A 17,486-nucleotide genomic window follows, 5' to 3' on the forward strand; every position below is an offset into this window, starting at 1 on the left:
CACTTTTCTTTTAAAGATATTTTCAAGTGGGGAGAATGTATTAAAGAGCTGAAGAAAAATGATTATGACTTAGTGCTGATGCCTTATCAGTCGGTTGGTGATGCTGTTACTTCAGCACTGATGAATGGACGTAATAAAGCCGCATTTGTCTCTGATATTAATGGTATTGCATTCCCACATGCTGTTGTTGAAGACGATTGTGAAAGGCACTTTGCTTTCAAGCCTCTTAAAATATTAGAAGGGATAGGTAATCATTTAGAAAAACCTTACGGTTATGAAATTATTTTGTCTGAGGGTGAAGTCGAATCGGCAACAACAGCTTTACGTGATTTGTCCAAAGATAGTCGTTCTCGAGTACTCGCATACTTTCGTGGCGCGAGAGGTACGAAAGTTTTGAGCGAGAATGTATGGAAAGGGATAGTCGCTAAGTTTAAAGACTATGATCCTGAAAATACTATTTGTGTTGAGATTCTTAGCCCTGATATTCAAACGCCTTTAGAGGGCGATACGCAAGTCTATCAAAATGCGGACATGCGTGCTCTAGCTGCATTTTTAGCGCAATGTGACATGTTTATTTGCTCTGATACTGGTCCTTTACATTTGGCTGATGCGGCTGGTGCAAACTGTATTGGCTTATTTACAGAAACCGATCCAACAGTATACGGTTGTATTGGTGCTAATACGGTCAATGTAACCGATATAGAGAATATTGAGGTCAACGTAATATACTCTCAGTTGGGTTTAAAATAAGTGATACCTATAAACGCTCTTTCAAGGGCGTTTTTATTTAGCTAGATTCAATAATGAAGTATTGGCTCAGTAGGTGGATTAAGTCGGTTTGATAGCTCTCATATTTACTAACTGGTAGTAAATGAGCGAGTTCATTACCTGTTGGGGTAAATCGATAATAAGTAAATGTACTCATTTTATTACTTGCTAAGACCTTAAAATGTTGATTCTGGTAATTTAGTGGCAGTGCTTGGTATTGAGATATTGCCCCTGATTCCAGTTCTGAATTGTGAATTATTCCTAGCTCGATGAGTGATAAAAGTTCATGGTAGGGTAATTGGTATTGCCCGAGTGTTAATTTTGATTGCTCACGTCTAGGTATGACTAAAAGGCTCATTTTCTGATTAATTGCACCTGTGAGTAGTTTTTTGCCTTGATCAGTGCCAAAGCTACAACTGAGTGAGCATGCGTGCTGAAAGGCATATGCATCTTTCTTTGTCATATTCTTTAGTGTATTAAGTGCTTTGATAGAAAAGCTTCCCGGTGCTATTACTTCTTTTTTTAATACTCTTCCCCATAGTGCTTGCATATTGACACTATAAATATTTTTGGCGATAAACATGAAGTGTGCCAGCCAATCAGGGTCTGGCATATTTGCACTATCGTCAGTGCTAACGTCGTAAGCAATTTTGAGTATTTTCTCAAGATTAACCTGCTGAACTTCACGCTCTTTTTGTTCTCGTTGTTGAGTTCGTAACTCAAGGGAGCACTCTTCACTTTCCGTTATTAAATGATTTATGCTGAATAGTTTAGCTATCGCTTCTGTATATTGTTTTGAGCTTCGTCGGGGTGAAGATGCACTATCTTTAGTGTGCTGAGAGCTTTTAACTGTTAGCGCTTGGGAAGATTTATTTGAAGGTGTGCTCATGTCGAGTAACTCAATCTAGTCGTAGCTTTGTTGTACCAGTAGTTAGTCTTAATCGCGAAATGAAATTTTGTATTTTGAGAGAGGGAAAGTATTTCGGTATAAAAAAGGCTAATACTGAATATTAGCCTTTGTGGGTGTATTGAGGATCTACATGTCGTCGTATTCTTCGAGTTGAGTGCCTTCGATGAGGTAGCCGACTTCAGCTAAATCATGGCTCACGTGCTGGGTCTTAAGTTCACCTATGATATAAACAACATCCCAAAGCTGTTGAATAGGGGCGCCAGATGGAAATTTAACATAAATTATCTGGTTTGGTGGTGGTGGTGGTACATGAATACAAGCGCCGAAATAGGGAACAAGTAAAAACTCGGTAACGGCTTTATCATCCCCTTCCAGTGGAATAACAAAGCCAGGGATTTTCACTTGGCTGCCATTTAACTCTTCTCGTACCTTTCCCATCTGGTTCTGTTTTGCTTTACCACCGTTATGATCTATAAATGCAGCGATGCCTTGTTCATTGATCATTGAGCGTTCACTCTCTGGCACTAGGTCTAGCCAATCGAGTGTCAGTGGCTCGGAAGCATGTACTAGTAATGAAAATGTGCAGCATAAGGCAATAAGCCATTTTCTCATGATGTTCCCTTAAATCTTGATTGTCATGCCATCAGACAGTGAGTGTTGATAAGCGCGAATAGCTGGAATGATACCGACTAGGATACCTGCAGTTTGAACGACCGCCAGTAGGGTTAGCTCATAAATATTTAGTGGTGTGATCTCGATATACATTCCAAAGTGCGTCAAGATAAATGGCTGAGCAAGGAAAAGCAGACCGTAGAGCATGATAGATCCCAGTAATACTCCTAATGCAGTTAAGAAGGTTGCTTCACTGATTAGCAAAAAGAAAATATGACTAGGCCTTGCTCCTGTTGCTCGTAGTATAGCCATTTCACGCCGACGCTCATTTAGGCTCGTTAATAGACTAGAAAGCATGCCTAATAAACCAGCAATCACGACAAACCCTGAAACGATGAGTAGTGCTTGTTCGGCAATTGACATCATTTGCCAGAGTTCATGTAAAGCAATACCTGGCATGATAGCGCTCAATGGTTCTTTACTATATGTATTGATATAGCGCTGAAGGGCAAAGGTTTGGATTTTTGAATTAAGTCCGACCATGAAGGCGGTAATTTGCTTTGGTTTAAACTGTTGTTGTAGCAGTAACTCAGCTTCAGGCGTAGGGCCTAAGCGCGCTCCTGATTCCCACCCTACGTGAATGGCCTCGATAGCTTCTAAAGAAACATGCACGCTACGGTCAACAGGCGTTCCTGTTGGGGACAGTATTCCGACTACTTTGAACGGTAAGTTATCATGGCGATTGAATGATTTATCACTAATGCCATGGGCGATAATAATTTCATCTCCCAACTTATAGTTTAATTTCCTCGCAACTTCAGCGCCGACGACAGTTTCGAATAAGCCCGTAAAAGGTAAGCCTTTATCAAAGTTAAGTGGCTGTTTTTTACCGTATTTATAATGTTCGAAATAATCGCTATTAGTACCAATTACTCTAAACCCACGGTGTGAATCCCCTAGAGAAATTGGAATTGCCCACTTAACTGAACGATGTGAAGTGATTTCCTGATAGCTTTTCCAATCGATATTATTGGTCGCATTACCGATGCGAAATACCGAGTAGAGTAATAAATTGACTGAACCTGCGCGTGAACCAACAATAAGATCTGTACCAGAAATAGTATTGGCAAAGCTGGCCTTGGCTTGTGTTCTTACGCGCTCAACACCGAGTAACAGAGTAACTGAGATTGCCACTGTTAGTATGGTGAGTAGCGCAGTGGCTTTTCGGTTATTTAGGCTTTTCCATGCTAAATGTAAGATAGCCTTCATGATGTTATCTCTTGGTGGATAGTATTGATGTCATTGAGTGCAACGGTTCGATCAAAAAGCCCTTCAAGTGTCTGATCATGGCTCACAAATAAAAGAGTGGTATTAGAACGTTCACACTCTGCCATTAGTAGTTCAATGAAGGCTTCACGATTATTTTGATCTAGTGCTGATGTTGGCTCATCTGCAATGAGTAGCTCGGGTTGGCCCATAAGTGCTCGCGCGGCAGCAACGCGTTGTTGCTGACCAATACTCAATTCACTGATAGGTTTATGGAGGCAATCCTGTGGTAAATGAAGTTGTGCTAATAAGCGCTTGGCTTCTTGTTCTAAGTTACTTGAGATTCGTTGTTGGCGTAAGGATGAGAAACGACAAGGCAGCATCACATTTTCAAGTACAGATAGGTACGGCAACAAATTGAACATCTGGAAGATATAACCAATGTGATTTGCTCTGAATGTATCGCGTTGAGAGGCCTTTAATTCGCTCAGCTTTTGCCCAAGGATAGATACATCACCAGAGGTAGGTTGGCTTATTCCCGATAGTAATCCCAGTAACGTCGACTTTCCACTCCCACTTGGCCCTTTGAGAAAAACTTTCTCACCTTGCTGCACCGTGAATTGAGGGATTGCTAATATATCAGCGTGTTGTCGTGCCCAGCGAAAAGTGAGATTTGAAATGTCTATAACAGTCATGGTTGGTTTCCTAAAAAGGGGCGTGAGCCCCTCTTACTTCATTAGAACGTAAACTGGGTTTGTGCTGGAGTCAGTTGACCCGCTTTTTGTCCTTTGTTTGTAATTGCCTGAATTGTGATTTTCTCGGTAGTGGCGAAATGCTTGAACCAATCCGATTGCATGTCTGTTAACGTTTCAATGTTGTCGCAATTAAAAGTATATTGCGCAGAAAACTCGCCATGTTGGCCATTATAGCTACCATCTTCGTGGTCGTGGTCGTGGTCGTGGTCGTGGTCGTGGTCGTGATGTGTATGTTCATCATGATCGTGGCTATCATGGTCGTGATGTGCATGTTCATCATGATCGTGGCTATCATGGTCGTGATGTTCATGTTCATTATGATCATGGCTGTCATGATCGCCATGCTTATCATCGTGGGCTGTAAGAGTCTCTGTTACGACAGTGTCAACTAACGTACATTGTGCGCCAGCTGAAAAAGTGAGTAATTGAAGAGGTTGAGCGAGTGTTTTTAATGCGTTATCTAGCTCTTTCTTTTGTTGGTCGTTTTTTGGAGCATGTTCAAACCCCACAACGTCGGCGCCAGGAGCGGTAATTTCAACGAGTAGAGCGTTGGCATCTTGTGCAATATTGAGTTCAACGACACCATGAACATGCGCGCCATGCTGACGATATTCACTTTCATCGTGATGATTGTGTGCTAAAGCTTGCCCTGTGATGAGTGAGCTTACGAGTGTTGCGAATACAGTACGGCGGATCGTCATGTTTGCTTTCCCTATGGTTGAAAACGATATAAATACAGCGCGGCAACAAGGGGGATGTTACAAAGTAAGGAGCAAATGCTTAGTGCAAATTGCTCCCCATTAGCTTTGCTCCAAAACCAATGCTGTTACAATGTGTGACATTATAACATTACATTTGGTTCTCTGGTATGGCTTGATAAGAATAGGAAGTGTTACAGGTTATTGTTAATCAGCTTCATGACTTGTTGTATTTCTTGTTCAGAAAGCTGACCTTCTTGGGCGAAAAGCACGGTTCCTTTTGCATCAAGCAGCGCAATCATTGAATTTTCTGGTTGTAGATCCCAGGCTTGTTGGACGTTACTATTTGCATCCAGCACCATGGATGACCATGCGAACTCTCGCTTACTGTCTTCGGCAGAGGATTTCACAAAGCCTCCGGTGCCCCAGATCGCGTCATCTTGGTTTATGATGGTTGTGGTCTGGTATTTATCCGTTGGTAGATCCGCCGCTTTAATCGCATCAATCATAGGTGCATTCATTTCTTTGGCTGCACTACGACCTGCAATTGCTTGGATGACTCTCACTTTACCCACCAGTTGTTCAGTAGCCCAAGCTTGATAAGCAATCTTGTCTTGGGTTAATAAAATCTCACCTTTATCGGCGACATCAACACTTGGTAATACTTGGCCAATCTCAAGGTTATGAGCAGATGCTAATGTTGGTAGTAAGCCTGCGAGTAAGGTAATGATAAGCTTCTTATTCATTGTTTTTTCCGATTATAGTTAGACGCCTTATTATCTTAGTAAAAGCACATCAATCTGGTTATACCAGTTAACAAGATTAGACATGTGTCACTTATTTTTTAGGCCATAATCAGAAATAAGGCGAATCGCATTATGATTTTGTTCTAGAGTCTGTTTGCGGGAAGAAAAAAGCGTCAGAGCAAGGATATTTTGGCGAATAAATTGCATGGTTTTTTATGCTAGAAGAATGAAACATTTTTAGTTTCTATTGGTCTATAGCTATGTATTGAAGAGAGGAACTCATGCTGAAAATATTTAAGCAATACCGACCAAATCAAATTGCCCGTTATGTGAAAAGTTATTTCAGAGGGCGTCTATTTATCATGGGGATTGGAGCCTTTGAGTTTGATTGTGGACGCTTATTACCGGCTAAATCACATAACTTGAAAGCATTGAATACGTTGACTGAGGTGAATAAGGAGATTCAGTTACTTGCAGTTGAAGCATATTGATACCCACTAAAAATTGTGGGTATCTAATTATCGATGAGGTTGTTTAACTAGGGGGAAGGCAGATCCCTGTACCTCCTAGACCACAGTAACCATTAGGGTGTTTTGCTAAATACTGTTGATGGTATTCTTCGGCAAAGTAAAACGTACTCGCGGTTTGAATATCCGTTGTGATCAGAGCTCCTTCCTTATTATCATTTAACGCTTGCTGATAGCGTGTACGGCTGGCACTTGCATCTGTTTTTTGTTGCTCAGAGTTAGTATAAATCGCAGAACGGTATTGGGTGCCTACGTCGTTACCTTGCTTCATACCCTGTGTTGGATTGTGGTTCTCCCAAAAGAGTGTTAAAAGTTGGCTGAACGAAATTGAGCTAGGATCAAAAATAATTTTAACCGCTTCGGTATGTCCCGTTCTGCCTGAGCACACTTCTTCATAGGTTGGGTTTGGAGTAAACCCACCACAGTATCCAACGGCGGTACTGTAAATTCCCACCTGCTTCCAAAATAAACGTTCAGCTCCCCAAAAACAGCCCATACCTATAATTAATGAGTCAAAACCTGTTGGAATTACGTCATTGAGTGGTGTTTCGAGTACAGTATGAAGGTGACTTGGTTGAATTGTTGTTGCTCTGCCAATGAGAGCTGCATCCTGCGCGATCATGGTTTGTTTTGTCAGCGTCATCATTATTTCCTTTTTATGCTGCTTGATATAAAGAAAATAGTGAAATTGCGAGCCACAATCAATGATCAATTTTTCTGCAATAAATGCTGGCGACTAAGCGTGTGGTTTGTCAGAATATTTTGAGCGTACTTTGGTCCGACTTTAGAAAAAGAAGCAATATAAGAATGAATGCATTGTATAAGCGGTTAAGCCTTCCCGCTGTAGCTCTCCTGTTTTCTCTCCCAGTAAGTGCGAGCACGGATCTGACGATTAAAGGGCTTAGTGATAGCCTTGAAGATAATGTCGATGCTTATATTCAAGGGATCCCAGAAGAAGACTACAGCACATCACTTCGTTTTCGTGAACAGCTTGAAAATGAAATAAAGTCAGCACTTAAGGCCCTTGGTCATTATCAGCCATCTTTTTCTTATGACATCAAAGAAGGGAAGGATAGTGAACTAACGGTAACTGTTGATGCGGGCCCTCAAACGCGAATTGCCCGCAGTAATATTGATATCCGTGGGATGGCAAAAGAGGATATTGATTTTATTGCCTTGGTGCGAAAGAGCGGGATGGGGTTAGGTGAACCGCTTAACCATGGTAAATATGAAGCTTTAAAGTCTGGATTAAGTAGCCTAGCACTTCGCAAGGGATACTTTGACGCTAAGTTTGAGAAGAGCGTGATGGAAGTCGCCCCATCGCGGAGTGAAGCTTTTATTTTGATCACGTTTGATAGCGGTATCCGTTATAACTTTGGTGATACTGTATTCACCGGAAGTCAGATTGATGAAGACCGTTTACAGTCATTGATCCCTTATGAAGATAATGAACCTTATTTAGCTTCTAAATTGGGGGAGTTTAACCAGCGTCTATCAAATGTTGGTTGGTTTTCTTCAATTTTTGTCGGGGGTGATGTTTCTCAGCTAGAAGATAATACGATCCCCATCCAAGTCAGTTTAGCCCCTCAGGTACGTAACCAAATTGAAACTGGTATTGGTTTTTCAACTGATACAGGCCCTCGCTTAAAGTTTAACTGGAAAAAACCCTGGATTAATAGTGCAGGGCATAGTTTGAGTGTTAAAACTGAAATCTCGGCTGTACAACCTAAAATAGAAGCCACCTACAAAATCCCACTTGATGACGTATTAAACGATTATTATCAGGTGGTAGGGGGGGTAAGTTATACCGATAACCACGACACAATAAGTACGCAACTGACACTCGGCCTTGAACGTCATTGGCTGTTAGAGCATGGCTGGAAGCGTATAGCTTCATTACGTTGGCTAACGGAAGACTATAAACAGGGTAATAGTGAAAAAGGCGTGTTGAACATGCTGATCCCAGGTATCACATACAGTAAAACACGGGCACGTGGTGGTGCGATGCCTACATGGGCGGATAAGCATTTAATCTCGATTGAATATGCAGACCCTAATTTAGGTTCGGACACGCGTGTTGCGCGTTTCCGTGGCCGTAGTGCCTGGATCCGCAGTGCAGGCGAGAACCATCGTGGGCTATTGCGTCTTGATGGTGGTGCGATTGTTGCTGATAGTATTGAAGATGTTCCGCCATCGATGCGCTTCTTTATTGGTGGCGATAACAGTCTTCGTGGCTATGGTTACGAGACTATCGCACCGAGAGACAATGGTAATAAGCTTCGCGGAGGTCAGTACATGCTAACCAGCTCCGTTGAGTACCAATATCGTGTCTACGGGAATTGGTGGGGAGCGCTTTTCTATGATTACGGTTCAGCTTGGATTGATTCGCCAGATTGGAAAAGCGGAACAGGTGTCGGGGTTCGTTGGGCGTCACCGGTAGGGCCTATTCGTTTTGATGTCGCATGGGGGCTAGAGCGTCCAGCTGATGATCGAATCCAACTTCACTTTACCTTAGGGCCTGAATTATGATTTGGCTTAAGCGTATTTCTATTGCAGTTATCGCGATTCTTATTTTTCTCGTACTTTTACTCGCAACATTGCTCTATACGCCTGCAGGGGTAAAAGTGGCGGTGTGGGGGGCACAAAAAGCCCTGCCTGCGTTAACGATTTCAGATTCACAAGGGGCATTATTTAGAGGTTTTCAGCTTGATAATGTGCTTTATCAAGATCAAGGGATCAACTTGCATGCTGATCGCCTCCAGCTTGATCTGGATGATCGTTGTTTGCTTGCCCCTGAAGTCTGCGTGCGAGAGCTTGCAGTGTCGGGTGTGCAATTTTCGATGCCAACCTTGCCTGAAAGTACGTCAGATGAAGCGCCTGTTGAGGAAGAATCAGAGTCTGCGGCGATTACGTTACCCTTACCGATCAGTATTGATCGGGTGCAGTTAGACGATATTGATTTAGATATTCTGGGTAATAAAGTCCGTTGGCAGCACTTTTCAACAGCGGCTGAGTTAGTCGGCTCATTAGTGACATTAAAGCCGACGGATTGGCAAGATATAGAGCTAACGCTAGCAACACCTGAAGCAAGCCAAAACCAAGCGCCTAAAGCCGTTGAAACTGTAGATAAAACAGACGAAGTCATCGCTTTACCTGAAGTGATATTGCCGTTGGACTTCGATGTGCAGCGTTTCACGATAAAAAACTTCACATTGAAAGGTGAAGCACCACTGGTTGTCAATCAACTGGAGCTGGTGGCTTCAGCGCAAGGGCATGATGTTAGCGTTTCAAAACTATTACTCGATGTGCCCCAAGCGGTATTGAATGCATCCACGAACGTATCCCTGCGTGAGGATTATCCACTGACACTCGATGCCGTCGTTGATATTGCTATGGCACCGTTAAGTGGGCATCAACTGGTACTAAAAGCAGATGGCAGCATCGGTAAGTTAGCGTTAGATGCGAAGCTAAAAGGTACGATAGACGCAGTACTCGCAGGTAAGTTATCACCGTTAGATCCAAAGCTACCGTTCGATCTATCGTTAAAGAGTCATCACATCCAATGGCCGATTGATAGTAAAGCTGAATTTGAGGTGGCAGATACCTCACTCAAGGCGAAAGGTAGCTTGAATGGCTTTAATTTTGATCTAAAGAGCGCAATAGATGGCGAGCCTATGCCTGCTGTGGCTGTGGATTTGAAAGGGCGAGGAGATTTAGAGAAGGTTTCACTCTCGTCACTGAAGATCAATACCTTAGGTGGTGTGATTTCAGGTAAAGCCAAAGCAAACTGGAAGAAGAACGTCACTTGGCAGGGGCAGCTTGCGTTTTCAGACATCCAACCCGACAAACAATGGTCAGAAGTCCCAGGCAATTTAAGTGGGCAGTTACAAACATCGGGTGGACTGACAACGAAAGGCGGCTGGTTTGTCAAACTCCCCGTCTTGAGTGTTGATGGCAATGTGATGTCGCAAGACTTCTCGCTAAAAGGCCAACTTGATGCCAAAGATATTGCGGGTAACGGTAATGTTGAATTGGTCACCAATGGCTTGTCTTTAAATCATGGTCCTAATGGTTTAGTGGCGAAAGGTTCGCTAGCGAAAAACTGGGACATGACTGCGACGATCAATGCACCCAATTTAGCTCAATCTATACCTGATGTTCGTGGTTCTATTATTGGTAATGTGGCTTTGTCAGGCAAGATGCTCGAACCTGATATCCAGTTAGACTTGCAAGGCCAATCACTAGGTTGGCAAGAATTAGCAAGCCTAGAAGCATTTAACCTAACAGGACGTGTGTCGCCGCTACCACAACTGAATGCTGATATTGCTTTGACCGCTCAGAATGGGCAGTACGAAGAAAACAAATTAACAGATCTGTCGCTTAATTTTACGGGAACTGAAAAGCAGCATGAATTGGTCGTGGATATCGACGCAGAACCTGCGAGTGCACAGCTGCGTTTAACTGGCGCTTTAGATCGTAAGCTGGGTTGGCAAGGTGTTTTGCAACAAGCCGAATTTGGCACTCCTGTTGGACCATGGCGTTTGAATCAACCCACTGCACTTGGCTATAACCTAAAAACGGAATTGGCGACGGTTGCGGCTCATTGTTGGCAACAAAATACAGCAGGATTGTATTTAGTTGAGCCGCTGGAAGCAGGCAAGTCAGGCCATGCCAAACTTGCACTTAAGCGATTTGATTTCGACATCATCAAACCTTTCTTACCGCCTGAGTTAATCGTTAAGGGCGAAGTGGGTGCTAACGTTGAAGCTGTCTGGGCGCCAGAGTCGGCACCATATGTGAAAGCGGCAGTGGTTATGCCTGCAGGCTCGGTATTGCAGCAAGTTGATGAGACTCAACCGCCATTAAATGTGGGCTGGGATAAAGTCATTATTAACGCTGAAATGAAAAATGATGTGTTAAATGCTGATTGGCTGATTGGTGTGAAAGATAATGGCGACATCAGCGGTCAAGCTCGAGTGACTCAATTAACAGCGGAACAGCAGATAGATGCCAAAGTGAAGATTGATCGTTTTATGCTGGATTTCTTACATCCATTGTTGAGTGATTTTCGTGATTTTGGTGGGCAGGTTGATGCAAATATGCACCTGACAGGCTCTGCACTTCATCCTGCGGTAAATGGCGGATTAAGTGTAAGCAAGGTGAAGCTCAGTGGTAAAACGGCCCCGATCGATGTTGAGCAAGCAGATCTAACAGCGACCTTCACCGGCTTTGGCGCGGTTATTAACGGCAATGTGATAACGCCAGATGGTAAGTTATTACTCCGTGGTAAAGCGGATTGGACCGAGTTAGAAAACTGGCGTACAGAACTTAATGTGAATGGTGACGAGTTAGCGTTAAGCGTACCGCCTATGTTAGCGATGAAAGTATCACCACACTTAAAGATAGCGGCATCGCCGAAACAAGCTGAAATTAGCGGTAATATTGGTATTCCGTGGGGACGCATTAAGGTCGATCAGTTACCGCAATCGGCTGTTGCTGTATCGGATGATGAAGTCTTGTTGAATGATCAGTTGGAGCCGATAGAAAAAGAGAAACCGATTCCATTTACTATCAAAACCAATGTGCTAGTCAAGATTGGTAATGATGTGAAAATATCTGCATTTGGTCTAAAAGCTAACTTGCAAGGCGATCTGAATGTGCGCCAAAAAGACAATGAGCCGCTAGTGTATGGCGAAGTAAATATTAATAATGGTACTTATCGTTCGTTTGGTCAGGAACTTGTGATCAGTAAAGGGCAGATCCTCTTTAATGGCCCTGCGGATCAACCATACCTTTCCATGGAAGCCATTCGTGATCCCGATAATATTGAAGACAGCGTAACTGCTGGGATTCGGGTAACGGGCCCTGCTGATGCTCCTAAAATTGATATTTTCTCTGATCCCTCGATGCCTCAGCAAAATGCGTTGTCGTATATTTTGCGAGGGAAGGATATCGACAGTGAGTCTGGGGATAACAGCAGCGCGATGACAACGGCCTTGATTAGCATGGGACTTGCGCAAAGTAGTCAGCTGGTGGGCGATGTAGGTAAAGCGTTTGGGGTTCAAGATCTTGCGGTGGATACAGCAGGATCTGGGGATGACTCTCAGGTGACGATCAGTGGGTATATTGCGCCGGGGCTCCAGGTGAAGTACGGCGTTGGCATTTTCAACAGCCTTGGTGAGTTTACGGTTCGCTATCGCTTAATGACTGACTTATACGTTGAAGCCATCTCGGGTTTACATAATGCGGTCGATTTACTGTATCAATTTGAATTTGATTAATAGGAAGGGTGATGAGCTTAGTTTTTGTATATGGCACTTTACGCCAAGGTGAGTCTAATCATCACTTATTAGCCGATGCCAAATTTCTAGGTGAGGCTGAGCTTACGGTAGGCTATGCACTGTATGATTTGGGTGCCTATCCTGGCGCGGTGATAGATGAACTTTCAGTGAAAGCTTTATACGGCGAAGTTTACCAAGTGAATGCTGCCACGTTTGAGGCGCTAGATAGGCTAGAGCAATACCCAACAGGATATACGCGGGAATTGGTTGTCACGCCTTATGGTCAAGCTTGGGTATATTTGTACTTGCACTCGCTGGAAGGGATGCCGTTAATAACCTCGGGTAATTGGTGCCAGCACTAGCACGACTTAGCTTGCTATAATCAGTGAATTGATACGTTAAAGCCCCAAGCACAGCTGTGTTTGGGGGCTTTTGTTTATGTACTTACCTATTAGTAGCTGCAGGTAGTAGCCGTTAGAGTTATTTTTGTGCGCGTTGGTATGACGCTAGAATCTCTTCTTTGGCTGCTGCGACATCTCCCCAGCCTTCTACTTTTACCCATTTGCCCGCTTCTAATTCTTTATAGCGCTCAAAAAAGTGGGTGATTTGGGCTCTCAGTAGTTCAGGAAGATCACCCACATCTTGGATGTGATCATATTCTTTACTTAGCTTGCTGTGTGGCACGGCCACAACTTTGGCATCTTCACCAGATTCATCAGACATTTTTAGTACACCAACTGGACGGCAGCGGATCACTGCGCCGGGCACGAGCGGATGGGGAGTTGGGACTAAAACATCGACGGGGTCGCCATCAAGTGAAAGGGTATTATTTACGTATCCGTAGTTACACGGGTAAAACATAGTTGTCGACATAAAGCGATCTACAAAAATAGCACCAGTGTCTTTATCCACTTCATATTTAATGGGATCTGCGTTCGCAGGGATCTCAATCACGACATAGATATCTTCTGGAATGTCCTTACCGGCAGGGACATTATTTAGGCTCATAACGCATTCCTTTTGATGAGTTAAAACAATGTTACATGCCTAGAAGTATAACCAGCAATGGTGAAAAAGAAGCGAAATAGGGAGGGGTTGTAAGTGTTTCAGTGAAGATGTACAAGCTGCATCACACAGCTTGTACATAATTATTTAACTTTTTATATGTTGGAGCTTAGTGCGTTGATGGGAATTCTTTAATGAACTCTTCAACTTTATTAACCATATTGGTAGAGCCGACAAAGAAAGGCACGCGTTCGTGCAGCTCTGTTGGCTTAATATCCAGAATACGATTTTTTCCATCAGAGGCGATACCACCCGCCTGCTCAATCAAGAGTGCCATCGGGTTACATTCGTACAGCAGGCGTAATTTACCGCTAGGGTGAGTCGCCGTACTTGGGTACATGTAAATACCACCTTTCAGTAGGTTGCGATGGAAGTCGGCAACCAATGAACCAATGTAGCGAGAGGTATACGGACGATCATCTTCTGGCACATTTTCTTGGCAGTACTTAATGTACTTTTTCACACCTTCAGGAAAACGAATGTAGTTCCCTTCATTGATCGAATAAATACGGCCATCTTTAGGAATACACATGTTTTCATGAGATAGACAAAATACACCTAGTGATGGGTCATAAGTAAAGCCGTGTACTCCATTACCCGTGGTGTATACCAACATGGTTGATGAACCGTAGATGATGTAACCAGCAGCTACTTGGCGGTTACCCGGCTGGAGGAAATCTTCTTGAACGGCAGGAGTGCCAACAGGCGAAACTCGGCGGTAAATGGAGAAGATAGTACCGACGGAAACGTTTACGTCAATGTTCGAAGAACCATCGAGTGGATCCATTAAAACAACGTACTTAGAATTACGGTTAAGTTCTTTATTGAACGCAACGGCTTCATCTTCTTCTTCACTTGCAACACCACACACTTGATCGCGTGCTTCTAATGCTGCTTTGAATTTATCGTTCGCGTATAGGTCGAGCTTTTGTTGTTCTTCACCTTGCACATTTTCACAGCCTACCGATCCTGTAATATCAACAAGGCCAGCTTTATTGATTTCACGGTTGACGATTTTCGCTGCAAGCTTAATTGAACCAAGCAGTGAAGAGAGTTCGCCACTGGCGTGGGAGAAGTCATTTTGTTTCTCGACAATGAACTCACCTAAGGTTCTAATATCGGACATACACAATCCTTGCATCAAGTTGTCATGGGGGGCTGAAAACTCAGGTACAATGTCTCTATTGGACAATTTTGTACGTGTTTCGGCATTAATGCCTCGTATCCAATTGTATATAAAGATCTTTTTTATGGTAACGAAGTAACGCAAAAGCGTGACTTCACATTTTTTAAGTTTGTGAGTCGACAATTATGCATATCCATATACTAGGAATCTGCGGCACTTTCATGGGCGGTGCGGCCTTACTTGCGCGCCAACTTGGCCACAAAGTCACTGGGTGTGACGCCAATGTTTATCCACCAATGAGTACATTGTTAGAATCTCAAGGTATTGAAATAATTCAGGGTTATGATCCTGAACAGCTCAAGCCTGAACCAGATCTAGTCGTGATTGGTAACGCGATGAGCCGTGGTAATCCTTGTGTGGAATATGTACTTGATCACAATTTGCGTTACACCTCTGGCCCGCAATGGCTACAAGAGTTTCTGTTGCATGATCGCTGGGTTATGGCGGTAGCGGGTACTCACGGTAAGACGACAACAGCCAGTATGCTGGCGTGGATCCTTGAGGACTGTGGGTATCAACCTGGATTCTTAGTGGGTGGTGTGCTTGGAAACTTCGGTATTTCCGCGAGGTTAGGCGAAAGCATGTTCTTTGTGGTTGAAGCGGACGAATACGATAGTGCTTTTTTCGATAAACGTTCTAAGTTCGTTCATTATCGACCACGAACACTGATTATGAACAATCTCGAGTTCGATCACGCAGATATTTTTGATGATTTGAAAGCGATTCAGCGTCAGTTTCATCATTTAGTGCGAACTGTACCGGGAAATGGTCGTATTTTAGCGCCGAGTGGGGTCGAGAATATTCAACAAACTTTAGATATGGGCTGCTGGAGTGAGTTGGAATACCTTGGTGATGATGGGCATTGGCAGGCCAAAAAACAGATTGCTGACGGTAGTGTGTTTGACGTTTACCTCGACGACCAGCGAGTGGGCACCGTTAAGTGGGACTTGGTGGGTGATCACAACGTTAATAATGCGTTGATGGCGATTGCAGCTGCGCGTCATGTTGGTGTGACAGCGGATTTAGGCTGTGAAGCATTAGCAACATTTGTGAATACGAAGCGACGCTTAGAGCTTAAAGGAACAGTGAACGATATTACTGTTTATGATGATTTTGCTCATCACCCAACAGCTGTTGAACTTACGATGGGTGGCTTACGTGCTAAAGTCGGTTCTGAGCGTATTCTTGCTGTATTGGAGCCGCGCTCTAACACCATGAAACTTGGTGTGCACAAAGATGATTTAGCTCCGTCATTGCACGCTGCTGATGAAGTGTTTTTATTGCAGCCTGATAATATTCCTTGGTCAGTCCAAGAGATTGCGGATCAATGTCATCAGCCTGCGTATACCGAAAGTGATCTTGATGCGCTGGTGGCGCGTATCGCTGCGCAAGCAAAACCGAAAGATCATATCTTGGTGATGAGTAATGGTGGGTTCGGTGGGATCCATGACAAGTTGTTACATGCATTAGCTGAACAGGAATAAGAAGAAGTAAAATGACCGACAAACGGATCACACTTGCGTGGACAGGCGCCTCCGGTGCACCTTATGGTTTACGCTTGCTCGAATGCTTGCTGGCTGCTGACTATCAGGTGTACTTATTGATTTCGTCTGCTGCGCGGGTGGTATTAGCGACAGAGCATGGTTTGAAGTTACCATCGGGCCCTGAAGCCGCGAAAAAAGCCTTGGTTGATCACCTCGCCTGTGATGCCAGTAAACTAGAGGTGTGTGGTAAGGAAGATTGGTTTTCACCGGTTGCGTCGGGTTCTGCAGCACCGAAAAAAATGGTCGTATGTCCTTGTTCGGCTGGTACCTTGGCATCAGTGGCACATGGTATGTCGGATAACCTATTAGAGCGTGCCGCAGATGTGGTGATGAAAGAGCGCGGGCAGCTATTGATGGTGGTACGTGAAACGCCATTTTCGACCTTGCATCTCGAGAATATGCTCAAGCTATCCCAAATGGGTGTCACTATTATGCCCGCCGCCCCTGGTTTTTATCACCAACCACAATCGATTGATGATTTAGTCGACTTTATGGTGGCGAGAATATTGGATCATTTAGGCATAGAGCAAGGGCTAGTGCCACGTTGGGGTTATGACCATCGCTAAGTGGCTGATAATTTGTTCAATCTATATTGAATAAAGCACAAAGATAAAGCTCGCTAATGCGAGCTTTTTTATTGGATGCAAGTGGTATTAAGGCAGGGAACTACTCAGCAACGAGACTTTGTGGCTTGAGTACCAAAACATTAATCGGAGAGTTTTCGACTACTTTTGCCGCCACAGAACCGAGCATAACTTTATCGAGTTTTGAGCGTTGATGGCTTGGCATTATGATCAGATCGGCACCTACACGGGTGGCATTATCGATGATAGTGCTCCATGTCTTTCCTTCTGAAACATATTGATGATGGAGCACTTCATCAGGAATGTATTTTTCCGCAAAAGCTTTTAGTTGTGCCTGAGCATCTTGTCGCATTTTCCGCGCGGCATCTTTGGGAAAGTAGCTTGATACTATCGACATGTGAATGCCGGGCAGTACGTTCAATAAATGGATGGTTGCGTTGCTTTGTCTGGCGTGCCACACCGCAAGCTCAACGGCTTTATCCGCAAAGCCTTGCTCATTGAGATCTACTGGAACCAAAATTTGTTTATACATAGTCGTCTCTTT

The 17,486-nt window shown here is 43.8% G+C and carries 17 protein-coding genes; 7 read left to right on the forward strand and 10 right to left on the reverse strand.

Features of this window, described 5'->3' with window-relative positions; genetic code table 11:
* Nucleotides 1-750: glycosyltransferase family 9 protein (locus tag ASV53_RS03050; RefSeq protein WP_094956062.1), on the forward strand; the 750-nt coding region annotated here is incomplete at its 5' end.
* Nucleotides 751-787: 37 nt separating this feature from the next.
* Here ASV53_RS03050 and ASV53_RS03055 read toward each other — a convergent pair.
* The 6 genes from ASV53_RS03055 to ASV53_RS03080 all read right to left on the reverse strand — a co-directional run bounded on the left by ASV53_RS03055 (nucleotide 788) and on the right by ASV53_RS03080 (nucleotide 5,755).
* Nucleotides 788-1,657 carry a TIGR03899 family protein gene (locus tag ASV53_RS03055; RefSeq protein WP_094956063.1) on the reverse strand — a complete coding sequence of 290 codons (870 nt, stop codon included), beginning with the start codon at nucleotides 1,655-1,657 and terminating at the stop codon, nucleotides 788-790.
* Nucleotides 1,658-1,804: 147 nt separating this feature from the next.
* Nucleotides 1,805-2,290 (reverse strand): DUF3299 domain-containing protein, encoded by a 486-nt coding sequence (locus ASV53_RS03060; RefSeq protein WP_094956064.1) that lies wholly within the window; start codon nucleotides 2,288-2,290, stop codon nucleotides 1,805-1,807.
* Between the two features lie 9 nt (nucleotides 2,291-2,299).
* Entirely contained in the window at nucleotides 2,300-3,559 is a 1,260-nt protein-coding gene (locus ASV53_RS03065; RefSeq protein ID WP_094956065.1) for an ABC transporter permease, read from the reverse strand.
* Nucleotides 3,556-4,251, reverse strand: coding sequence for an ABC transporter ATP-binding protein (locus tag ASV53_RS03070; RefSeq protein ID WP_094956066.1), 696 nt, complete (start codon nucleotides 4,249-4,251; stop codon nucleotides 3,556-3,558). The genes ASV53_RS03065 and ASV53_RS03070 overlap by 4 nt, the downstream gene beginning before the upstream one ends.
* A 41-nt stretch (nucleotides 4,252-4,292) precedes the next feature.
* Entirely contained in the window at nucleotides 4,293-5,012 is a 720-nt protein-coding gene (zrgA, locus tag ASV53_RS03075; protein WP_094956067.1) for a zinc uptake protein ZrgA, read from the reverse strand.
* Between the two features lie 191 nt (nucleotides 5,013-5,203).
* The gene (locus tag ASV53_RS03080) at nucleotides 5,204-5,755 is read right to left on the reverse strand and encodes a YtfJ family protein (protein WP_094956068.1); all 552 of its coding nucleotides are present in this window, start codon (nucleotides 5,753-5,755) and stop codon (nucleotides 5,204-5,206) included.
* Between the two features lie 281 nt (nucleotides 5,756-6,036).
* Here ASV53_RS03080 and ASV53_RS03085 point away from each other — a divergent pair, with 281 nt between their 5' ends.
* The gene (locus tag ASV53_RS03085; protein WP_062691725.1) at nucleotides 6,037-6,246 is read left to right on the forward strand and encodes a DUF1107 domain-containing protein; all 210 of its coding nucleotides are present in this window, start codon (nucleotides 6,037-6,039) and stop codon (nucleotides 6,244-6,246) included.
* 43 nt (nucleotides 6,247-6,289) lie between these two features.
* On the opposite strand, the gene msrA is transcribed toward ASV53_RS03085, so the two are convergent.
* A complete protein-coding gene (gene msrA / locus ASV53_RS03090; RefSeq protein ID WP_062691727.1) occupies nucleotides 6,290-6,925 on the reverse strand; it encodes a peptide-methionine (S)-S-oxide reductase MsrA in 636 nt (211 codons plus the stop codon).
* A 164-nt stretch (nucleotides 6,926-7,089) separates the two neighbouring features.
* Here msrA and tamA point away from each other — a divergent pair, with 164 nt between their 5' ends.
* Genes tamA through ASV53_RS03105 form a run of 3 tightly spaced genes read left to right on the forward strand, consistent with a single transcriptional unit; the run spans nucleotide 7,090 to nucleotide 12,925 of the window.
* The gene (gene tamA, locus ASV53_RS03095) at nucleotides 7,090-8,811 is read left to right on the forward strand and encodes an autotransporter assembly complex protein TamA (protein ID WP_094956069.1); all 1,722 of its coding nucleotides are present in this window, start codon (nucleotides 7,090-7,092) and stop codon (nucleotides 8,809-8,811) included.
* Nucleotides 8,808-12,563: an autotransporter assembly complex protein TamB gene (gene tamB, locus ASV53_RS03100; RefSeq protein WP_094956070.1), complete on the forward strand. Its 3,756-nt coding sequence runs from the start codon at nucleotides 8,808-8,810 to the stop codon at nucleotides 12,561-12,563. The genes tamA and tamB overlap by 4 nt, the downstream gene beginning before the upstream one ends.
* Nucleotides 12,564-12,571: 8 nt before the next feature.
* On the forward strand, nucleotides 12,572-12,925 hold the full coding sequence (locus tag ASV53_RS03105; RefSeq protein ID WP_094956071.1) for a gamma-glutamylcyclotransferase family protein: 354 nt from the start codon (nucleotides 12,572-12,574) through the stop codon (nucleotides 12,923-12,925).
* A 118-nt stretch (nucleotides 12,926-13,043) separates the two neighbouring features.
* Here ASV53_RS03105 and ppa read toward each other — a convergent pair whose 3' ends face one another.
* On the reverse strand, nucleotides 13,044-13,571 hold the full coding sequence (ppa, locus tag ASV53_RS03110; protein WP_094956072.1) for an inorganic diphosphatase: 528 nt from the start codon (nucleotides 13,569-13,571) through the stop codon (nucleotides 13,044-13,046).
* Between the two features lie 166 nt (nucleotides 13,572-13,737).
* The gene (gene fbp, locus ASV53_RS03115; protein ID WP_062691731.1) at nucleotides 13,738-14,754 is read right to left on the reverse strand and encodes a class 1 fructose-bisphosphatase; all 1,017 of its coding nucleotides are present in this window, start codon (nucleotides 14,752-14,754) and stop codon (nucleotides 13,738-13,740) included.
* 185 nt (nucleotides 14,755-14,939) lie between these two features.
* On the opposite strand from fbp, the gene mpl reads away from it, so the two are divergent.
* Nucleotides 14,940-16,298 carry a UDP-N-acetylmuramate:L-alanyl-gamma-D-glutamyl-meso-diaminopimelate ligase gene (gene mpl, locus ASV53_RS03120; protein ID WP_094956073.1) on the forward strand — a complete coding sequence of 453 codons (1,359 nt, stop codon included), beginning with the start codon at nucleotides 14,940-14,942 and terminating at the stop codon, nucleotides 16,296-16,298.
* Between the two features lie 11 nt (nucleotides 16,299-16,309).
* Nucleotides 16,310-16,924, forward strand: a complete 615-nt coding sequence (locus tag ASV53_RS03125; protein WP_094956074.1) for a flavin prenyltransferase UbiX — start codon at nucleotides 16,310-16,312, stop codon at nucleotides 16,922-16,924.
* A 100-nt stretch (nucleotides 16,925-17,024) separates the two neighbouring features.
* On the opposite strand, the gene ASV53_RS03130 is transcribed toward ASV53_RS03125, so the two are convergent.
* Nucleotides 17,025-17,474 carry a universal stress protein gene (locus ASV53_RS03130; protein ID WP_062691736.1) on the reverse strand — a complete coding sequence of 150 codons (450 nt, stop codon included), beginning with the start codon at nucleotides 17,472-17,474 and terminating at the stop codon, nucleotides 17,025-17,027.
* Nucleotides 17,475-17,486 lie beyond the last annotated feature (12 nt).

Origin of the sequence: Photobacterium sanguinicancri, from assembly GCF_002265265.1 — a bacterium.
GTDB classification, from domain to species: domain Bacteria; phylum Pseudomonadota; class Gammaproteobacteria; order Enterobacterales; family Vibrionaceae; genus Photobacterium; species Photobacterium sanguinicancri.